The 15,233-nt window shown below is 67.5% G+C and carries 18 protein-coding genes; 4 read left to right on the top strand and 14 right to left on the bottom strand.

Annotation, left to right across the window (positions count from 1 at the left end; all coding sequences use genetic code 11):
• Positions 1-92: 92 nt before the first annotated feature.
• Positions 93-578: a hypothetical protein gene (locus GGR40_RS09300; protein ID WP_429275938.1), complete on the top strand. Its 486-nt coding sequence runs from the start codon at positions 93-95 to the stop codon at positions 576-578.
• 22 nt (positions 579-600) lie between these two features.
• Here GGR40_RS09300 and GGR40_RS09295 read toward each other — a convergent pair whose 3' ends face one another.
• The 3 genes from GGR40_RS09295 to pdxH all read right to left on the bottom strand — a co-directional run bounded on the left by GGR40_RS09295 (position 601) and on the right by pdxH (position 3,231).
• On the bottom strand, positions 601-1,617 hold the full coding sequence (locus GGR40_RS09295; RefSeq protein ID WP_429275937.1) for an LLM class flavin-dependent oxidoreductase: 1,017 nt from the start codon (positions 1,615-1,617) through the stop codon (positions 601-603).
• Positions 1,618-1,687: 70 nt separating this feature from the next.
• Positions 1,688-2,611, bottom strand: coding sequence for a cation diffusion facilitator family transporter (locus GGR40_RS09290; RefSeq protein ID WP_429275936.1), 924 nt, complete (start codon positions 2,609-2,611; stop codon positions 1,688-1,690).
• Complete coding sequence (gene pdxH, locus GGR40_RS09285) at positions 2,608-3,231, bottom strand: pyridoxamine 5'-phosphate oxidase (RefSeq protein ID WP_429275935.1); 624 nt, start codon at positions 3,229-3,231, stop codon at positions 2,608-2,610. The genes GGR40_RS09290 and pdxH overlap by 4 nt, the downstream gene beginning before the upstream one ends.
• A 173-nt stretch (positions 3,232-3,404) precedes the next feature.
• On the opposite strand from pdxH, the gene GGR40_RS09280 reads away from it, so the two are divergent.
• Genes GGR40_RS09280 through fabI form a run of 3 tightly spaced genes read left to right on the top strand, consistent with a single transcriptional unit; the run spans position 3,405 to position 6,090 of the window.
• The gene (locus GGR40_RS09280) at positions 3,405-4,346 is read left to right on the top strand and encodes a DnaJ C-terminal domain-containing protein (RefSeq protein ID WP_429275934.1); all 942 of its coding nucleotides are present in this window, start codon (positions 3,405-3,407) and stop codon (positions 4,344-4,346) included.
• Positions 4,336-5,265 (top strand): YihY/virulence factor BrkB family protein, encoded by a 930-nt coding sequence (locus GGR40_RS09275; RefSeq protein WP_429275933.1) that lies wholly within the window; start codon positions 4,336-4,338, stop codon positions 5,263-5,265. The genes GGR40_RS09280 and GGR40_RS09275 overlap by 11 nt, the downstream gene beginning before the upstream one ends.
• Before the next feature lie 21 nt (positions 5,266-5,286).
• Positions 5,287-6,090, top strand: a complete 804-nt coding sequence (fabI, locus tag GGR40_RS09270; protein ID WP_429275932.1) for an enoyl-ACP reductase FabI — start codon at positions 5,287-5,289, stop codon at positions 6,088-6,090.
• 74 nt (positions 6,091-6,164) lie between these two features.
• Here fabI and GGR40_RS09265 read toward each other — a convergent pair whose 3' ends face one another.
• The 11 genes from GGR40_RS09265 to GGR40_RS09215 all read right to left on the bottom strand — a co-directional run bounded on the left by GGR40_RS09265 (position 6,165) and on the right by GGR40_RS09215 (position 15,223).
• On the bottom strand, positions 6,165-7,016 hold the full coding sequence (locus GGR40_RS09265; protein ID WP_429275931.1) for a sulfite exporter TauE/SafE family protein: 852 nt from the start codon (positions 7,014-7,016) through the stop codon (positions 6,165-6,167).
• Between the two features lie 165 nt (positions 7,017-7,181).
• On the bottom strand, positions 7,182-7,763 hold the full coding sequence (locus GGR40_RS09260) for a hypothetical protein (protein WP_429275930.1): 582 nt from the start codon (positions 7,761-7,763) through the stop codon (positions 7,182-7,184).
• Between the two features lie 110 nt (positions 7,764-7,873).
• Positions 7,874-8,395 (bottom strand): demethoxyubiquinone hydroxylase family protein, encoded by a 522-nt coding sequence (locus GGR40_RS09255; RefSeq protein WP_429275929.1) that lies wholly within the window; start codon positions 8,393-8,395, stop codon positions 7,874-7,876.
• A 1-nt stretch (position 8,396) separates the two neighbouring features.
• Entirely contained in the window at positions 8,397-8,891 is a 495-nt protein-coding gene (locus GGR40_RS09250; RefSeq protein ID WP_429275928.1) for a disulfide bond formation protein B, read from the bottom strand.
• Positions 8,892-8,910: 19 nt separating this feature from the next.
• The gene (locus tag GGR40_RS09245) at positions 8,911-10,275 is read right to left on the bottom strand and encodes a S41 family peptidase (protein ID WP_429275927.1); all 1,365 of its coding nucleotides are present in this window, start codon (positions 10,273-10,275) and stop codon (positions 8,911-8,913) included.
• A 154-nt stretch (positions 10,276-10,429) separates the two neighbouring features.
• A complete protein-coding gene (locus GGR40_RS09240; protein ID WP_429275926.1) occupies positions 10,430-11,665 on the bottom strand; it encodes a murein hydrolase activator EnvC family protein in 1,236 nt (411 codons plus the stop codon).
• Positions 11,666-11,710: 45 nt separating this feature from the next.
• Entirely contained in the window at positions 11,711-12,088 is a 378-nt protein-coding gene (locus GGR40_RS09235) for a ribonuclease HI (RefSeq protein WP_429275925.1), read from the bottom strand.
• 138 nt (positions 12,089-12,226) lie between these two features.
• Positions 12,227-12,652 carry a 23S rRNA (pseudouridine(1915)-N(3))-methyltransferase RlmH gene (locus tag GGR40_RS09230; RefSeq protein ID WP_429275924.1) on the bottom strand — a complete coding sequence of 142 codons (426 nt, stop codon included), beginning with the start codon at positions 12,650-12,652 and terminating at the stop codon, positions 12,227-12,229.
• Between the two features lie 92 nt (positions 12,653-12,744).
• Positions 12,745-13,146: a ribosome silencing factor gene (gene rsfS, locus GGR40_RS09225; protein ID WP_429275923.1), complete on the bottom strand. Its 402-nt coding sequence runs from the start codon at positions 13,144-13,146 to the stop codon at positions 12,745-12,747.
• Between the two features lie 113 nt (positions 13,147-13,259).
• On the bottom strand, positions 13,260-13,970 hold the full coding sequence (locus GGR40_RS09220; protein WP_429275922.1) for a nicotinate-nucleotide adenylyltransferase: 711 nt from the start codon (positions 13,968-13,970) through the stop codon (positions 13,260-13,262).
• Positions 13,934-15,223 (bottom strand): glutamate-5-semialdehyde dehydrogenase, encoded by a 1,290-nt coding sequence (locus GGR40_RS09215; protein WP_429275921.1) that lies wholly within the window; start codon positions 15,221-15,223, stop codon positions 13,934-13,936. The genes GGR40_RS09220 and GGR40_RS09215 overlap by 37 nt, the downstream gene beginning before the upstream one ends.
• Positions 15,224-15,233: the final 10 nt, after the last annotated feature.

Raw genomic sequence — 15,233 nt, 5'->3', positions numbered from 1 at the left:
GGGCCGTAGCGCGCAGGTGATCGCGCTGCAAGGTGATCGGGGCGCTCGGGCGTTGACTCGCGCCGGGCGGCAGGCAATGCAGCGCACCGACCATGAGCATCAAGACTTTCGGGAGCCTTCCCTTTCACCACCGTTCCCTCCGCTCGCTCGGCGCCCCGCTGATCGCGGGATCGCTGGCGTTCGCGCTGGCCGCCTGTTCCGCCACCGGCGGCAGCGGCAACGTGGCCAGCACCCCTGCACCGGCGGGCGGCAAGCGGATCAAGGGCGTGCCCGTGACGCGCCAGCCCACCCGCCAGCCGCCGCGCGACGCGGCGGTGCAGATGGCGCCGGGTCTGGAGGGTGTGATCGGTGCCAGTCAGGGCCAGCTCACCCGCATGTTCGGCCAGCCCCGGCTGAACGTATGGGAAGGCGACGCGCGCAAGCTGCAGTTCACCGGCACCGCCTGTGTGCTGGACGTGTTCCTCTATCCCAGCACCACTACCAAAGAGCCGCACGCCACTTATGTGGAAACGCGGCGCGGGTCCGATGGCCAGAACGTGGACCGCGCAGCCTGCGTGGCGGCGCTGCGCCAGAAGTAATCTTCGGGCACAGCGGCCCAGCTCATCGCCAGCCCAGCGCGGGCGCGACGTGCGTCAGGATCGCCTCCAGCACGTGGGCGTTGTAATCGACGCCCAGCTGGTTGGGCACGGTCAGCAGCAGGGTATCGGCCTCTGCGATGGCTTCGTCGGCGCGCAGCTGTTCGATCAGGCGGTCCGGCTCTGCGGCATAGCTGCGCCCGAACACCGCGCGCATGTTGTCGATCACGCCCACCTGATCGCTGCTTTCGCCCAGGCCGAAATAGGCGCGGTCGCGGTCGTCCATGATCGCGAAGATGGAACGCGACACCGAGACGCGCGGTTCGCGCGCATGGCCCGCGTCCTTCCACGCTTCGCGGTAGAGGCGGATCTGGCGGGCCTGCTGGACGTGGAACGGCTCTCCGCTTTCGTCTTCCTTCAGCGTGGAGCTTTGCAGGTTCATGCCCATCTGCGCGGCCCATACGGCGGTGCTGTTCCTGCCTGAACCCCACCAGATGCGATCGCGCAGGCCCGGCGCGTGGGGTTCCAGCCGCAGCAGGCCGGGCGGGTTAGGGAACATCGGGCGCGGGTTGGGCTGGGCGAACCCTTCGCCTTTCAGCAGTTCGAAGAACGTCTCGCCATGGCGGCGGCCCATGTCGGCGTCGCTCTCTCCCTCAGCCGGGGCGTAGCCGAAGTGCCGCCAGCCATCGATCACCTGTTCGGGGGAGCCGCGGCTGATGCCCAGCTGCAACCGCCCGCCGCTGATGAGGTCCGCAGCGCCCGCGTCCTCGGCCATGTAGAACGGGTTTTCATAGCGCATGTCGATAACGCCGGTGCCGATCTCTATCCGCCGGGTGCGCGCGCTCACCGCCGAGAGCAGCGGAAACGGCGAGGCCAGCTGCTGGGCGAAGTGATGGACGCGGAAATACGCGCCGTCCGCGCCCAGTTCCTCTGCCGCCACCGCAAGTTCGATCGACTGCAGCAGCACGTCCGACGCCGAGCGCGTGGCCGACTGGGGCGAAGGGTTCCAGTGGCCGAACGAGAGAAAACCGATCTTTTTCATGCGCGCCTTTTTCGATTGCGTGCCGCGTAGCTGGTTGCCGCGCGCGCGATCCGCAAGGGGCAGGCGCGCCTCAGTGCACCCGGATCGGGGGCAGGACGTCCAGCCCGGCGGTGCCGGCTTCGTCCACCAGCCCTTCGGGATCGGGGTGGATCAGGATCTCGGTGTCGGGGAATTCGGCCTTCAGGCGGTGTTCCAGCGCATCCATGACCTTGTGCGCCTCGCGCACGGTCATGTCGGCATCGACCCAGACGTGGAACTGCACGAAATCGCGATTGCCAGAGGTTCGGGTGCGCAGGTCATGCACCCCGGTTATGTCCGGGTTTCGCGCCAGCACTGCCAGAAAGCGCTCCTTCTTTTCGGCGGGCCATTCGTGGTCCATCAGCTGATCCAGCACCTGCCGCGACGCGCCCCATGCGCCCCACGCCAGCCACAGCGCGATGGCAAGGCCGAACAGCGGGTCGGCGCTGGAAACGCCGGCGTACCGGTCCAGCACCAGCGCAGCGATGACCGCTAGGTTGAGCGCAAGGTCGGACTGGTAATGCACGCTGTCGGTGGCGATCGCCAGGCTGCCGGTGCGGCGGATGACGTGGCGCTGCCAGGCGATCAGCGCAAAGGTGACGACGATCGCCGCCACGGATACGCCGATGCCCGTCTGCGCCGCCTCGACACGCGAACCGGAGAAGAAATCCTCCACCGCACGCGCGGCGATGCCCAGTGCCGAGATGGAGATGAGCACGATCTGGAACAGCGCCGCGATCGCCTCTGCCTTGCCGTGGCCGAAGCGGTGCTTGTCGTCCGGGGGGTGCGCGGCGATCCACACGCCCACCAGGGTGCCGACGCTGGCGACGAGGTCCAGCGCGGTGTCCGCCAGGCTGCCCAGCATCGCGGTGGAGCCGGTGGACCATGCTGCCCAGCCCTTGATCCCGATCAGCAGGCTGGCCGCGCCGATGCTGGCGATGGCGGCGCTGCGGTTGAGATCCGCGCCCTCGCTCACGGGAAAAGCAGGCTGCTGCGCCAGCCACCGGCGGCATGTTCGAACCGACGGCGCTCATGGAGGCGGTAGGGGCGATCCTGCCAGAACTCCATCGCCTGCGCCCGCACGCGCCAGCCGCCCCAGTGCGCGGGCCGCTCCACCTCGCCGCCGTCGAACTGCTGGCGCGCCTCTTCGTAGCGGTTCAGGAAGGTGGCCCGCGAATCGAGCAGGGCCGACTGGTCGGACGCCACCGCGCCCAGCTGCGAATCGCGGGCGCGCGAATGGAAATAGGCCTCGGCTTCCGCATCGCTGACCGGGGACAGCGCGCCCTCTATCCGGATCTGGCGGCGCAGGCTTTTCCAGTGGAACAGCAGCGCGACGTGCGGGTTGGCGGCGATTTCGCGCCCCTTGCGGCTGTGGCCATTGGTGTAGAACACGAAGCCTGTGGCATCGAACCCCTTGAGCAGCACCATGCGCACCGATGGCAGCCCATCCGGCGTCGCGGTGGCCAGCGCCATCGCATTGGAATCGTTGGGTTCGGTTTCCCGCGCCTCATCGTACCACTGCGTGAACAGCGCCAGCGGGTCGCCGTGCGGGATGACTTCGCGGGCGTCGATGTCGGTGGGGAGCGCGGTGGTCACGGGTCTGGTCGTCCTGAGGCTGAAAAACGGGAACTCGCCGCCCGGTCCCCGGTTGCGCAGGGCATGACCTTGATCGCGGACAAGCATCAGATGCGGATTACGGGACACAATCGTCCCCGGCAACCCACCGGAACGCTTGTCCAAAGCCGAGTCGCAACCTAGCTAGGGGCATCATGGCAGCAGATCCCTACACCACCCTCGGCGTGTCTCGCGGTGCGAGCGAGAAGGACATCAAGTCCGCCTACCGCAAGCTGGCGAAGGAACTCCACCCCGACACCAACAAGGACAACCCCGCAGCCGCCGCGCGCTTCAGCGACGTGACGCGCGCCTACGACCTGCTGTCCGACAAGACGAAACGCGCCCAGTTCGACCGGGGCGAGATTGACGCGGAGGGCAACCCCGCCAACCCGTTCGGCGGCGGTGGCTTCGGGGGCGGCTATGGCGGCGGTCCCGGCGGCCAGCGCGGCTTCGGCGGCGGCTTCGGGGCCGAGGACGGCATCGACCTTGAGGACATCTTCGGCGGCATCTTTGGCGGTGGCCGGGGCGGCCCCGGTGGCATGGGCGGCGGAATGGGCGGCGGGCGCCGCGCCGCGCCCAAGGGGGCGAACGTGAACTATCGTCTGTCCGTGCCGCTTACCGACGCGGCGGAACTTAAACCCCAGCGCATCACCCTGTCTGACGGCAAGACCATCGACCTCAAGCTGCCCGCAGGGGTGGAGGACGGCACCCAGATGCGGCTGGCCGGCAAGGGTGAGGCGGGCCCCGGCGGCAACGGCGATGCCACGGTGACGATCCAGCTGCAGTCCCACGCCTTTTTCCGGCGCGACGGCGACGATCTGCGGCTGGATCTGCCGATCACGCTGGACGAAGCCCTGCGCGGTGCCAAGGTCAAGGCGCCCACCCCTTCGGGCGCGGTCATGCTGTCGGTCCCGGCCGGGTCCAGCTCGGGCAAGTCGCTGCGTCTGAAAGAGCGCGGAATGACCCGCAAGGACGGCACCCGCGGCGACCAGCTGATCACCCTGCAGATCGTCCTGCCCGAAGCGGACGAAGACCTTGCCGCCCGCCTCGACGGGTGGAGCGACGGTCGCGACGTGCGCGGGAAGCTTGGCGTCTGATCCGCACCATGAAGCGCTAAGAGCAAAGCTGCGCCGCAAGGCGGGACCGGGTACGCGCGCCTTCCGCGTGACCAAGCAGGTGCTGGGCGGCACCTGGGACGACGGCTTCATTCATGCGGGCAACCTCGCCTACATGAGCCTGCTGTCGCTGTTTCCCTTCTTCATCGCGCTGGCGGCGATCCTGTCGGCGCTGGGCGAACAGGACCAGATGGGGGCGTCGATCGACACGATCCTGCGCGCGCTGCCGCCGCGCGTCGGCGACGTGCTGCGCCCGGTGGCGCACGATGTTGCCGCCGCACGGCACGGCTGGCTGCTGTGGGTGGGCGGCTTGCTGGGCATGTGGACGTCGGGCAGCCTGATCGAAACGATCCGCGACATCCTGCATCGCGCCTACGATTCCAAAAAGCGCCACCGTTTCTGGCGATCGCGGCTGGTATCCAGCGCGGTGATCTTCGGGTCGGTGCTGCTGCTGCTGATCTCGCTGTCGTCGCAAGTGCTGCTGTCCACCGCCGAAACCGTGCTGGCCACACTGTTCCCCCGGCTCGACAGCCTTTCCGAACAAATGGCGCTCAGCACGGCGATGAGCGGCGGGGGCATTTTCGTCTCGATCTACCTGCTGTTCTACCTGCTGACGCCGCATGCCTACCAGAAGCGGCGCTATGCCAAGTGGCCCGGCGCGGCGTTCGTCACGCTGTGGTGGCTGCTGGTCGCCTGGGCCCTTCCGAAAGTGTTGCAGACTTTCCTCATGTACGATCTTACCTATGGAAGTCTCGCCGGAGTGATGATCGCGCTTTTCTTTTTCTGGCTTGTGGGACTAGGGATGGTCATAGGCGCAGAACTGAACGCAGCGCTCGCGCAGGCGAACGACGGTGCGGGACAAGCACCGCAAACCGACACGGCCTTTCGGCCCAACGATTAAAGTGATTACAGGAAGAAACGAATGACCGGTCTGATGCACGGCAAGAGGGGGCTCATCATGGGCCTCGCCAACGACAAGTCGTTGGCCTGGGGTATCGCTAAGAAGCTGAGCGAACAGGGGGCCGAACTGGCCTTCGCCTATCAGGGCGATGCCTTGGCAAAGCGGGTCAGGCCGCTTGCCGAAAGCCTCGGCTCCGATTTCCTGATCGACTGCGACGTGTCCAGCATGGACGCGATCGACGCCGCCTTCGCCACGCTGGCGCAGCGCTGGGAGACGATCGACTTCGTGGTCCACGCCATCGGCTTCTCGGACAAGAACGAGCTGCGCGGCAAGTATGTCGACACCAGCCTCGACAACTTCCTGATGACGATGAACATCTCGGCCTATTCGCTGGTCGCGGTGACCAAGCGCGCCATGGCGATGATGCCGAACGGCGGCTCGATCCTGACGCTGACGTACTACGGCGCCGAAAAGGTCGTGCCGCACTACAACGTCATGGGCGTTGCCAAGGCGGCGCTGGAGGCTTCGGTGAAGTACCTCGCCAACGACCTGGGGCCGCAGGGCATCCGCGTCAACGCGATTTCTGCCGGCCCGGTCAAGACGCTGGCCGCCAGCGGCATCGGCGACTTCCGCTACATCCTCAAGTGGAACGAGCTGAACTCGCCCCTGCGCCGCAACACCACGATCGAGGACGTGGGCGGCTCGGGCCTCTACTTCCTGTCGGACCTGTCTTCGGGCGTGACCGGCGAAACGCATCACGTCGATTCTGGCTATCACCTCGTCGGCATGAAGCAGGAAGACGCGCCCGACATTGCGCTGGTCTGACCTGACCCTGTCGGTGATCTGCAAAAAGGCCGGGGCTTGCGCTCCGGCCTTTTTCGTTTTGCTCTGACGCGCCGCTATCGATGGGCCTCGGCTGCCCTTGCCGCCGGGATCGCCTCGATCTTCACCTTCTCCGGCGTGTAGGCCTTCACGAAAAGCTGCCACGACGAGATCGCCAGCACCGCCGCCAGCAACGGCTGCAGCACTTTATCCGGCGCGTGCGAGGACAGGTAGCTGCCCACCACCACGCCGGGGATGGAGCCGATCAGCAGGTTGGTGAGCAGGGTGCCGTTGACGTCGCCCATGATCCAGTGCCCGGTGCCCGCGATCAGCGTCAGCGGTACGGCATGTGCGATGTCCGACCCGACGATGCGCGCCACCGGCAGCTTGGGATAGAGCACCAGCAGCACCGTCACCCCGATCGCCCCGGCGCCGACCGACGAGATCGATACCGCCACGCCGATCAGCGCGCCCAGCGCCACGGTGCCGCCGATCTCGACCGCAGCGGAGCGCGCCGCTTCGCCCTGATGGGCATGGCGGAACAGCCACTTGCGCCCGATCACCGCCAGCGAGGTGAGCGCCAGCAGGCAGGCCAGCGACACCAGGATGACGTGTTCGGTCGATGCGCCCACCTTACCGATGCGGGCCATCACCAGCAGCGTCAGGAGGGCGGCGGGGACGCTGCCCAGCGCCATGCGCCGCACGATCTTCCACTCCACGCTTTCGCGCGATCCGTGCACGGCGGACCCGGCAATCTTGGTGATGGCGGCAAACAGCAGGTCGGTGCCGACCGCCGTCTTGGCGCTGACGCCGAACAACAGCACCAGCAGCGGCGTCATCAGCGAGCCGCCCCCGACGCCCGTCAGCCCCACCAGCAGGCCCACCAGCAGCCCCGCGACGGCGTGAAACAAATCGATCGAACCCGTCACGGCTTTTGCGTCCCCATACCAGCACCCGGCAACCCTGTAGGCGCCGTTCCAGCCGGTTTACGCCCGCAAGACAAGCGGATTTGCGGTTTCAGGGGATGAAGCCGTGCTTCGCACGACCGCCTGCGAAGAGCCAGATCCGGCTCTTCGCAGGTTACCGGATCACGCTTACTTCGGTGCCGGGGCGGCGGTGCCTTGGGCTGCGTCCTGTTCCGCGGCCTGACGCTTGCGCTGTTCGAAGTAGGCGTTCTCGGCCTCCTCCACGCGCTTCTGTTCGGCGGCGGCATCGGCATCGATGGTGGAGAGGCGCTTTTCACGCTCGGCCTGGATCAACTCGCTGAAGCGCACTTCGGAACCGTTCGCCTTTTCGGCGTAGGCATTGTTGATCAGCTGCTGCGTACAGCCCAGCCAGCCGCCAGAGCCTGCGGGCGAACAGCTCTGGGTGCCGAAGCGGCCCACCGTCTCGTAAGCCTGCACCTTGTTGGCCCATGCTTCGGACTGCGGCTGATCCAGCCCACGCAGCGGTTCGGGGATGCGATAGCGTTCCTCTTCGGGCTTGCGCGCGCATACGGTGATCTCGCCGGAAGCGGATTCCGGGCACTTGTCATCCCCGTAGATGATCAGCTGGTTGACCTTTTCGTCCCCCGGATTGGACAGGGCCGGATCGGTCAGGCCCGCACCCTGGGCGAACGCAGGCGCAGCGGCCAGCGACAGAACGGCGGCGGCAGCGGAAAGAAGGAGGCGGGTCATCGGTTGCTCCAGCAGATCGGTCTTGGCCCGAAGGCATCAGGGTCGGGTCGCGCCCGAATATGGAAGGCGGAAGGCGGGAATGACGGTTCGATGGAACAACCGCCGAACGGTCATATCCGTTCCGAAAGCTTGATGGCCACCCGGCAGCCCATGCGGATCGCATGGAACAGCAGCGGATAGCCCGGAGTCTGTTCGGCACCGGCGGCCAGTGCGGCATCGCGATGCTCGCGCTCCTCGTCGCGGAACTTGAGGATGGCGGCGCCAAGTTCGGGATCCTCGTCGCCCAGTTCCTCAAGCTGCTGGGTGTAGTGGCGGTCGATCTCGGTTTCGATCGCGGCGGTGCAGGCCATCGCGGCGCGCGGCCCCATCAGCGCCGTCGCCGCCCCCAGCGCAAAGCCCGCAGCCGACCACACCGGCTGCAGCACCGTGGGGCGAACCCCGCGCTCGGCGATCATGGCGTCGAACTTTGCCTGATGCTCGGCCTCCTGCGCGGCCATGCCGGCAATCTCGGTGGAGTTCGGCGCGCGGGTGCCCATCACCGCCAGCTGGCCCGCATAGATCCGGTTCGCGCCGTATTCGCCGGCCTGGTCGACCCGCAGCATCCGTTCCGACCGTTCGCTCATCGCGTTCATTTCAAGCCTTTCCAGGGCGGTTGCCGCTGCGGGCGATCAGCCCGAACACGACCAGCGCGCCCGCCGTGGAGAACAGGAAGTTGAAGCCCGCCAGCGAGATCCCGAACAGCGTCCACGGTGCCACGTCGCAACGGATCACAGGCGCGCTCATGATCGCGTCAAGCGCATCGCCGCCTGCCGCAAAGGGGCTGGCGGTGCAGGCCGTAAGCCCCTGCCACCACTGATATTCGACCCCGGCGTGGAAGCCGCCGATCAGGCCGGATGCCAGCACCGCCAACGCGGCCACGGCCACCAGCGGACGCACCGGGCGCCAGAAGAACGCCAGCGCCGCCAGCACGATCGCCACCATGTGAGGATAACGCTGCCACCAGCACATCTCGCAAGGGGCTAGTCCGAATGCGAACTGGCTGACCAGCGCCCCGCCCAGCAGGAACACCGGAAGAGCTAACGCCAGCCAGCGGGCGGCGCGCACGGGAGCGGCTATGGGAACGGTCATCTGTTTCGCGTCCCGACCGTCAGTTCCTGGTCGCGCCGGTGGCAGCGGCGGCCAGCGCCGGCTTGCCAGCGGTGCGCTGCAGCGTCGAAATGGCGTAATGCAGCTGGAAGTCCTTGATCCCCTGCTTTTCCAGTTCGGCGGCGGTCACCTTGAAGCGCGGATCGTCCTGCTTGTCGGTTTCCAGATCCTTGTCCTTCAGCGCCGCCTCGTTGATGAGGTGGCCGCGCAGATCGGATTCGCGTACCGCCCGTTCGGCGCGGGCACGGGCATCGGGGTCCGACAGCTGCGGTACCTTTATGTCCGGCGCGATGCCGCCTTCCTGCACCGAGTGGCCCGACGGCGTGTAATACCGCGCCGTGGTGATCTTGATCGCACTGTTCTGGTCAAGCGGCAGGAACGACTGCACCGAACCCTTGCCGAACGTGCGTTCCCCCATGACCACCGCGCGGTGCTGGTCCTGCAACGCACCCGCCACGATTTCCGAAGCGGAGGCCGACCCGGCATCCACCAGCACGACCAGCGGAAGGCCCTTGGCCACGTCGCCCTTGAACACCGATTCGGCGCGGTAGAACTGGTTCTCCGCCGCATTGCGCCCGCGCTGCGAGACGATATCGCCGTGATCGAGGAACAGGTCGGACAGGGCCACCGCCTCGTCCAGCGAACCACCGGGGTTGGAGCGCAGGTCGAGCACCAGGCCCGTCAGCTTGCCGCCCTTCACCGCCGCCTGCTTCTTGAGGTCGGCAATGGCGCTGTTCACGTCGTTGCCGACATCGCGCGAGAACTCGTTCACCGAGATCACGCCCACGTTGTCCTTGAATTCCCAGGTCACCGGCTCAAGCTCGATCACGCCGCGCGTCACGGTGACGTCGAACGGCGCATCGCGGCCGGGACGGAAGATGGTCAGGCGGATCGAGCTGCCGGCCTGCCCGCGCATCTTCGACACGGCCTCGTCCAGATCGCGCTCGTAATAGAGCACGCCGTCGAGGTGGGTGATGTAGTCGCCCGCCTTCAGCCCCGCCTTTTCCGCCGGGCTGCCCTTGAACGGCGAGACGATCTTCACCGCGCCGTCATCCTCGACAACGGACAGGCCAAGACCGGTGTACTTGCCGTCGATCATCGTCTCCAGCCGCTGCAGCGACTGGCCGTCAAGGTAGTTGGAGTGCGGGTCGAGGCTGGCCAGCATCCCGTCGATCGCACCCTTGAGCAGCTTGTCGTCGCTCACCTGATCGACATAATTGTCCTTCACGATCTGGTAGATGGTGAACAGCTTGTCGAATTCGTGGCTGGTGCGCGTGTCCACCGCAGCCAGGCCCGAGGTCGCCGCAGGCAGCACGGCCACGGCGGAAACCAGCAGGGTGGCGCGGATAAACGGGACAATCTTCATCGGGCGCGATGCCTCTTCGCTTCATCGTTCGGGCGGTGCAGCCCGATGCAGGGGTTCCTGACCGTCATCCTATCGTCCCACAGGCGTGAACGCCAGCGGAACGGGGGCCATGCCTTCATATAGGATTGATCGGCGCGATTGCCCGGCAAAACCTTCAGAGCGAACGGATATACTGCAGCGGATTTACTGCCGCCCCGTCGCGACGCAGTTCCACCATAACGCGGGGAGAGACCGGCCCGGTCGTGCCGATCGGCGAGCCCGCCACAAGCTGGTCGCCAACCGCCACGTCCAGCCGGGCCAGTCCGGTGACAAGCGAGGTCCAGCCGCCGTCATGCTCGATGATGACGATGCTCTGGTACCCGCGATACGGCCCGGCAAAAGCCACCCGCCCCGCCGCTGGCGCGACCGCCTGCGCATGGTCGCGCGGGGCCAGCACCAGCCCGTTGGACCGCGCCTGTCCCGGCGCATCCTCTGCAAAGCCGGTCAGCAGACGTCCGGTGACCGGCAGCATGTAGCTGGAAAGCCCCTCGGGCAGCGGCGTGAAAGACCCTGCGCCGATGACTTGCGCATCCTCGGGCCTGGCGGGTCGCATGACGGGGCCCGGCAGCGCCGCCAGCTGCGCGCGCAGGGCACCCTGCCGGCCCACCTGCCGCACCAGATCGCCCAGGTCGCGGGCCTTTTCCGCCAGCGCCAGTGCCCGCTCCCCCTCGCGCGCGGCGATGCCGCTGGCCGCGCGCCCGGCCAGCCGCTGGCGCGATTCGATGGTCGCCAGCTGGCCGCGCCGTTCGCGCATCTGCGCCTGCGCCTGCGACAGCCCGGCGGCGGCGGCCTTCGCCTGCTGTTCCAGCGCCCGCCCCCGTTCGATCGCGGCGCGAAGGCCAGTGGTGCGCCGTTCCACCTCGGGCAGCATCGTATCCAGCAGCGCGCGCATGTAGACCGCATCGCGCACCGATCCGGGCCGCAGCAGTGCCAGTAGCGGCGGTCGCCGCGACAGCCGCTGCAGCGATCCGGTCAGCCGCACCAGCGGGCCCTGCCTTTGCGCCAGCTGCGCGCGCAGGGCCTTGCGCTGCGAAGCGATCAGGCGAATCTGCGCGCGCTGCACAGCGATCTGCGCATCGGTTTGCTGTACGCGCGCGGCGACGGCGGCGGCCTGCCGGGCGGTGGTCTCGGCCTGTTCGGCGACCTGACGCGCGCGCGCCTCCAGCTTTGCCGCGCGCTTGCCTGCCGCCGCTCCTTCGCGCCGCGCCGCGATCATCTCCGCCTGCGCCTGCCGCGCGTCGAGAGCGGGGTCTATCACCGCGAAGCCGCCCTGCTGCGTCACCGCCTGCGTGGCGACCGCAGCCGTACCCAGCGCGGCAAAAGTCAGGAGAATGCGATGAACAGGCTTCACCCGCGCGGTGTTAGGGCACCCCCGGTCCAGCGGAAAGAGGGGAAATTACCGCGGGTGGCGTGCGGCCAGCGCGATGCCTGCCAGGTTCTGTTCGCGCCTGATCCACCGAATGCGGGCGGGGGCTACCTGCCCAGCAAGTTCCAGAAAGCGGGCGGTGTGCGGCTGAGCGCCATGACCGTCTCGCAGCACTGCGTTGGCCTGACGCACCACTTCCAGCGCATCGCCGATCAGTTCGACACCTTCCAGCCCATGGTCCCGGCAGAACTCCAGCGCGCGAACCAGCGCCAGCCATTCGGCATCGCTGTTGGAACCGGCGCCGCAGTCCTCGAACAGATGCGCCGTGCCGCGCACGACGACGGCCACCTCGATCGGTCCGGGATTGGGGCGGCAGCCGCCATCGAAGAAGACTTTCAGCCTGCGCATCGCTTGATTTTCCTACACGCGCGGCGGCTGCTATGCTCGCCGTGGCTCTTTGCATCGTGAGTTGAAACCGGCCTCCCCTTCGTACACGAACGGGGCCGCGCGCATGTATTTCATCAACAAGCGCGGCCATGAAGGCCCTTATCCCGACCGGTGATAGGGGTGCCCGGCAAGAATGGCGGTGGCGCGCCACAGTTGTTCGGCCAGCATCGCGCGGGCCATCAGGTGCGGCCAGGTCATGCGCCCGAAGCACAGCAGATGGTCCGCCGCATCCCGCGCCGCATCGCCGTGCCCGTCGGCCGCGCCGATCAGGAAGCGGCATTCGCGCACCCCTTCGTCGCGCCAGCGGCCCAGCAGCGCGGCGAATTCTTCCGAACTCATCGGCTTGCCCCGCTCGTCCAGCAGGACTTCGCGCACAGGGGTATGAATGGGGGGCGGAACCTTGCCGCCGGTGTCGGGCAGTTCGCTATGGCGAAACGGCCAGGTTATGCGCTTGGCGTAGCGATCCAGCAGTTCGCCTTCGGGCGAGCGGGCGATCTTTCCGCGAGCGATGATGTGCAGCAACATGAGCCGAACCGCGGGGACGGAGCAGGGCCCCCGCGCGTTTTCCTTTCGATTTTCCGGTCACCGTCGCGACCGGAGGATCCTCAAGGCAGCGGTCAGGCTGCCCCGGACGGGCCGTCGAAGCCCCACATCCGTTCAAGGTTGTAGAACGTGCGCACTTCGGGACGGAACAGGTGGACCACCACGCTGCCCGCATCGACCAGCACCCAGTCGGCAGCCGGAAGGCCTTCGATGCGCGGGTTGCCGAAGCCGTTCTCTTTCAGTCGCTCGCCTAGTTTCTGCGCCATCGACGCAACCTGGCGGGTCGAACGGCCCGAGGCGATCACCATGAAGTCGGCGATGCTCGATTTGCCGTCGAGGTCGATCGTCACCAGCTCCTGCGCCTGATCGTCGTCCAGCGACGAGAGCACGAGGTTGAGCAACGGATCATCGCTTTCGATAGTGCTCGGAAGCGGGGTGGCGCCGGTTGATTCCGGCTGTATTTCTGCCTGTGGCATCTTGGTTGGGTTCTGCTCCTTTCAAAACCGACCGGGCAGGATGAAGGCCATCCTGCCGCGTTCGATCGTCTGCCGTGTAAGCCGGGTGTGCGGGAGAAAGGCCTGAAAGCCGTTCATTCCGCCGCTCCGGGGATGGTGTGATACGTGACAGCGTCACGCGAAGGTCTGTTACCGAACCTTCGTGCCCAGTCCGGATCGGCCTGGCGTATCGCCGTTGCCGACCGCGTATCGGGGTCGAATCGCAATGTCACCAGCGCAGGTGCGCTCCACCTTTCCGGACCGCGAAGACTGGTCAGGGGTTTCCGGAATTTCCCCAGCCAGGCCATCGCGGGGCTCGCGAAGGCAGCGCCATCATACCCCGGACGCGCGATCACCGCAATCGGCATGAGTCGGCACAGTTGCCGCCAGTCCTTCCAGCGATGCAGTTGAGCGAGATTGTCCGCGCCCATCAGCCACACGAAACGCCGGTTGGGATAACGCCGCAGCAGCGCGCGCAGGGTATCGACCGTGTATCGGGTGCCCAGTTCCCGCTCGATCGCGGTCGGGCGCATACGGGCACGGCGCGCCTGTCGCCGTGCCGAGCCGAGCCGCGCGGGAAGCGAGGCCATGCCCGCAGCCGGCTTGAGCGGATTGCCCGGCGACACCAGCCACCATGCCTCATCCAGCGCCAGCGCGCGAATCGCAAACAGGGTGATGCGCCGGTGCCCGCCATGCGCCGGGTTGAAACTACCCCCCAGCAGGCCGGTGGCGGGGCCGGATTTACGGATGGGGCGCTTTCGAGGAGCCGTCAGGGCCGTGCCTGCCCGGTCCCGCGAACCTGCCATTTGTAGGTGGTCAGCCCTTCCAGCGCGACCGGGCCGCGGGCATGGAGACGCCCGGTGGCGATGCCGATCTCTGCACCCAGGCCGAACTCGCCGCCGTCGGCGAACTGGCTGGAGGCATTGACCATGACGATCGCGCTGTCGACTTCGCCAAGAAAGCGTTCCGCCGCCTCGGCATCGTCAGTGACGATCGCGTCGGTGTGGTGCGAGGAATGCGCGGCAATGTGTTCCAGCGCCGGCTCGATACCGTCGACCACGGCTACGGCCAGCACGGCGTCGAGGTATTCGGTGTCCCAGTCCTCTTCGCTCGCGGGCAGGACGCGTGGGTCAAGCGCCTGCGCACGGGCATCGCCGCGCAGTTCGCAGCCCGCATCGAGCAGCGCCGCGACCACCGATTCGCTTTCCGGGAACTGGGTGTCGAGAAGCAGCGTCTCCATCGCGCCGCAGATGCCGGTGCGGCGCATCTTGGCGTTCAGCGTCAGGCTGCGCGCCATCTGCGCATCGGCCGAGGCGTGAACGTAAGTGTGGCAGATGCCGTCGAGATGGGCGAGCACGGGCACCCGCGCATCGGCCTGCACCCTTGCGACAAGGCTCTTGCCCCCGCGCGGCACGATCATATCGATCAGGCCCGCCGCCGTCAGCATCGCGCCCACGACCGCGCGGTCCTGCGTCGGGATCAGCTGGATGGCGGCTTCGGGCAGGCCCACCGCAGCCAGCCCCTGCGCGAAGGCGGCGCGAATGGCGCGGTTGGAATGCAGCGCCTCGCTACCGCCGCGCAGCAGCACGGCATTGCCGGAACGCAGGCACAGCGCGGCGGCATCGGCGGTGACGTTGGGGCGGCTTTCGTAGATGATGCCGATGAGGCCGATCGGAATGCGGACCCGCGACAGCTTCAGCCCGTTCGGCCGCTCGCTGGAGGCGATGACCTCGCCCACCGGGTCCGGCAGCGCCGCAACCTGATCCACCGCATCGGCGATCCCTGCAAGCCGGGCAGGATCCAGCCGCAGCCGATCCAGCAGCGCGGCGGACAGCCCCTTGGCCTCGCCCGCAGCGATGTCCCGCGCATTGGCAGCCAGGATTTCGCCTTCGGCTTCCCGCAGAGCGGTAGCGGCAGCGCGCAGGGCGGCGGCCTTTTCCGCGTCGGCCAGCCGGGCGAGCACACGCTGCGCCGCGCGACCTTCTCGGGCGAGTTGCTCGACAAGAGCCTCGGGCGAGAGTGCTGCGGGCTCGGCGGTCAGGGTGCTCTGCAGGGTCATGGCCCGCGAC

Source organism: Novosphingobium gossypii (genome assembly GCF_050433305.1).
Taxonomy (GTDB): domain Bacteria; phylum Pseudomonadota; class Alphaproteobacteria; order Sphingomonadales; family Sphingomonadaceae; genus Novosphingobium; species Novosphingobium gossypii.
Note: the sequence above shows the minus strand (reverse complement) of the source record. Positions and strands in the feature narration are given on the sequence as shown.

Coding starts and splice junctions, on each gene's coding strand:
- fabI (WP_429275932.1), top strand. CDS start 5,287: ATGACCGGTCTGATGCACGGCAAGAGGGGGCTCATCATGGGCCTCGCC.
- GGR40_RS09230 (WP_429275924.1), bottom strand. CDS start 12,652: ATGTTGCTGCACATCATCGCTCGCGGAAAGATCGCCCGCTCGCCCGAA.
- GGR40_RS09250 (WP_429275928.1), bottom strand. CDS start 8,891: ATGACCGTTCCCATAGCCGCTCCCGTGCGCGCCGCCCGCTGGCTGGCG.
- GGR40_RS09280 (WP_429275934.1), top strand. CDS start 3,405: ATGGCAGCAGATCCCTACACCACCCTCGGCGTGTCTCGCGGTGCGAGC.
- GGR40_RS09295 (WP_429275937.1), bottom strand. CDS start 1,617: ATGAAAAAGATCGGTTTTCTCTCGTTCGGCCACTGGAACCCTTCGCCC.
- GGR40_RS09300 (WP_429275938.1), top strand. CDS start 93: ATGAGCATCAAGACTTTCGGGAGCCTTCCCTTTCACCACCGTTCCCTC.
- GGR40_RS09260 (WP_429275930.1), bottom strand. CDS start 7,763: ATGACCCGCCTCCTTCTTTCCGCTGCCGCCGCCGTTCTGTCGCTGGCC.
- rsfS (WP_429275923.1), bottom strand. CDS start 13,146: ATGCCACAGGCAGAAATACAGCCGGAATCAACCGGCGCCACCCCGCTT.
- GGR40_RS09220 (WP_429275922.1), bottom strand. CDS start 13,970: ATGGCAGGTTCGCGGGACCGGGCAGGCACGGCCCTGACGGCTCCTCGA.
- GGR40_RS09215 (WP_429275921.1), bottom strand. CDS start 15,223: ATGACCCTGCAGAGCACCCTGACCGCCGAGCCCGCAGCACTCTCGCCC.
- GGR40_RS09245 (WP_429275927.1), bottom strand. CDS start 10,275: ATGAAGATTGTCCCGTTTATCCGCGCCACCCTGCTGGTTTCCGCCGTG.
- GGR40_RS09235 (WP_429275925.1), bottom strand. CDS start 12,088: ATGCGCAGGCTGAAAGTCTTCTTCGATGGCGGCTGCCGCCCCAATCCC.
- GGR40_RS09255 (WP_429275929.1), bottom strand. CDS start 8,395: ATGAACGCGATGAGCGAACGGTCGGAACGGATGCTGCGGGTCGACCAG.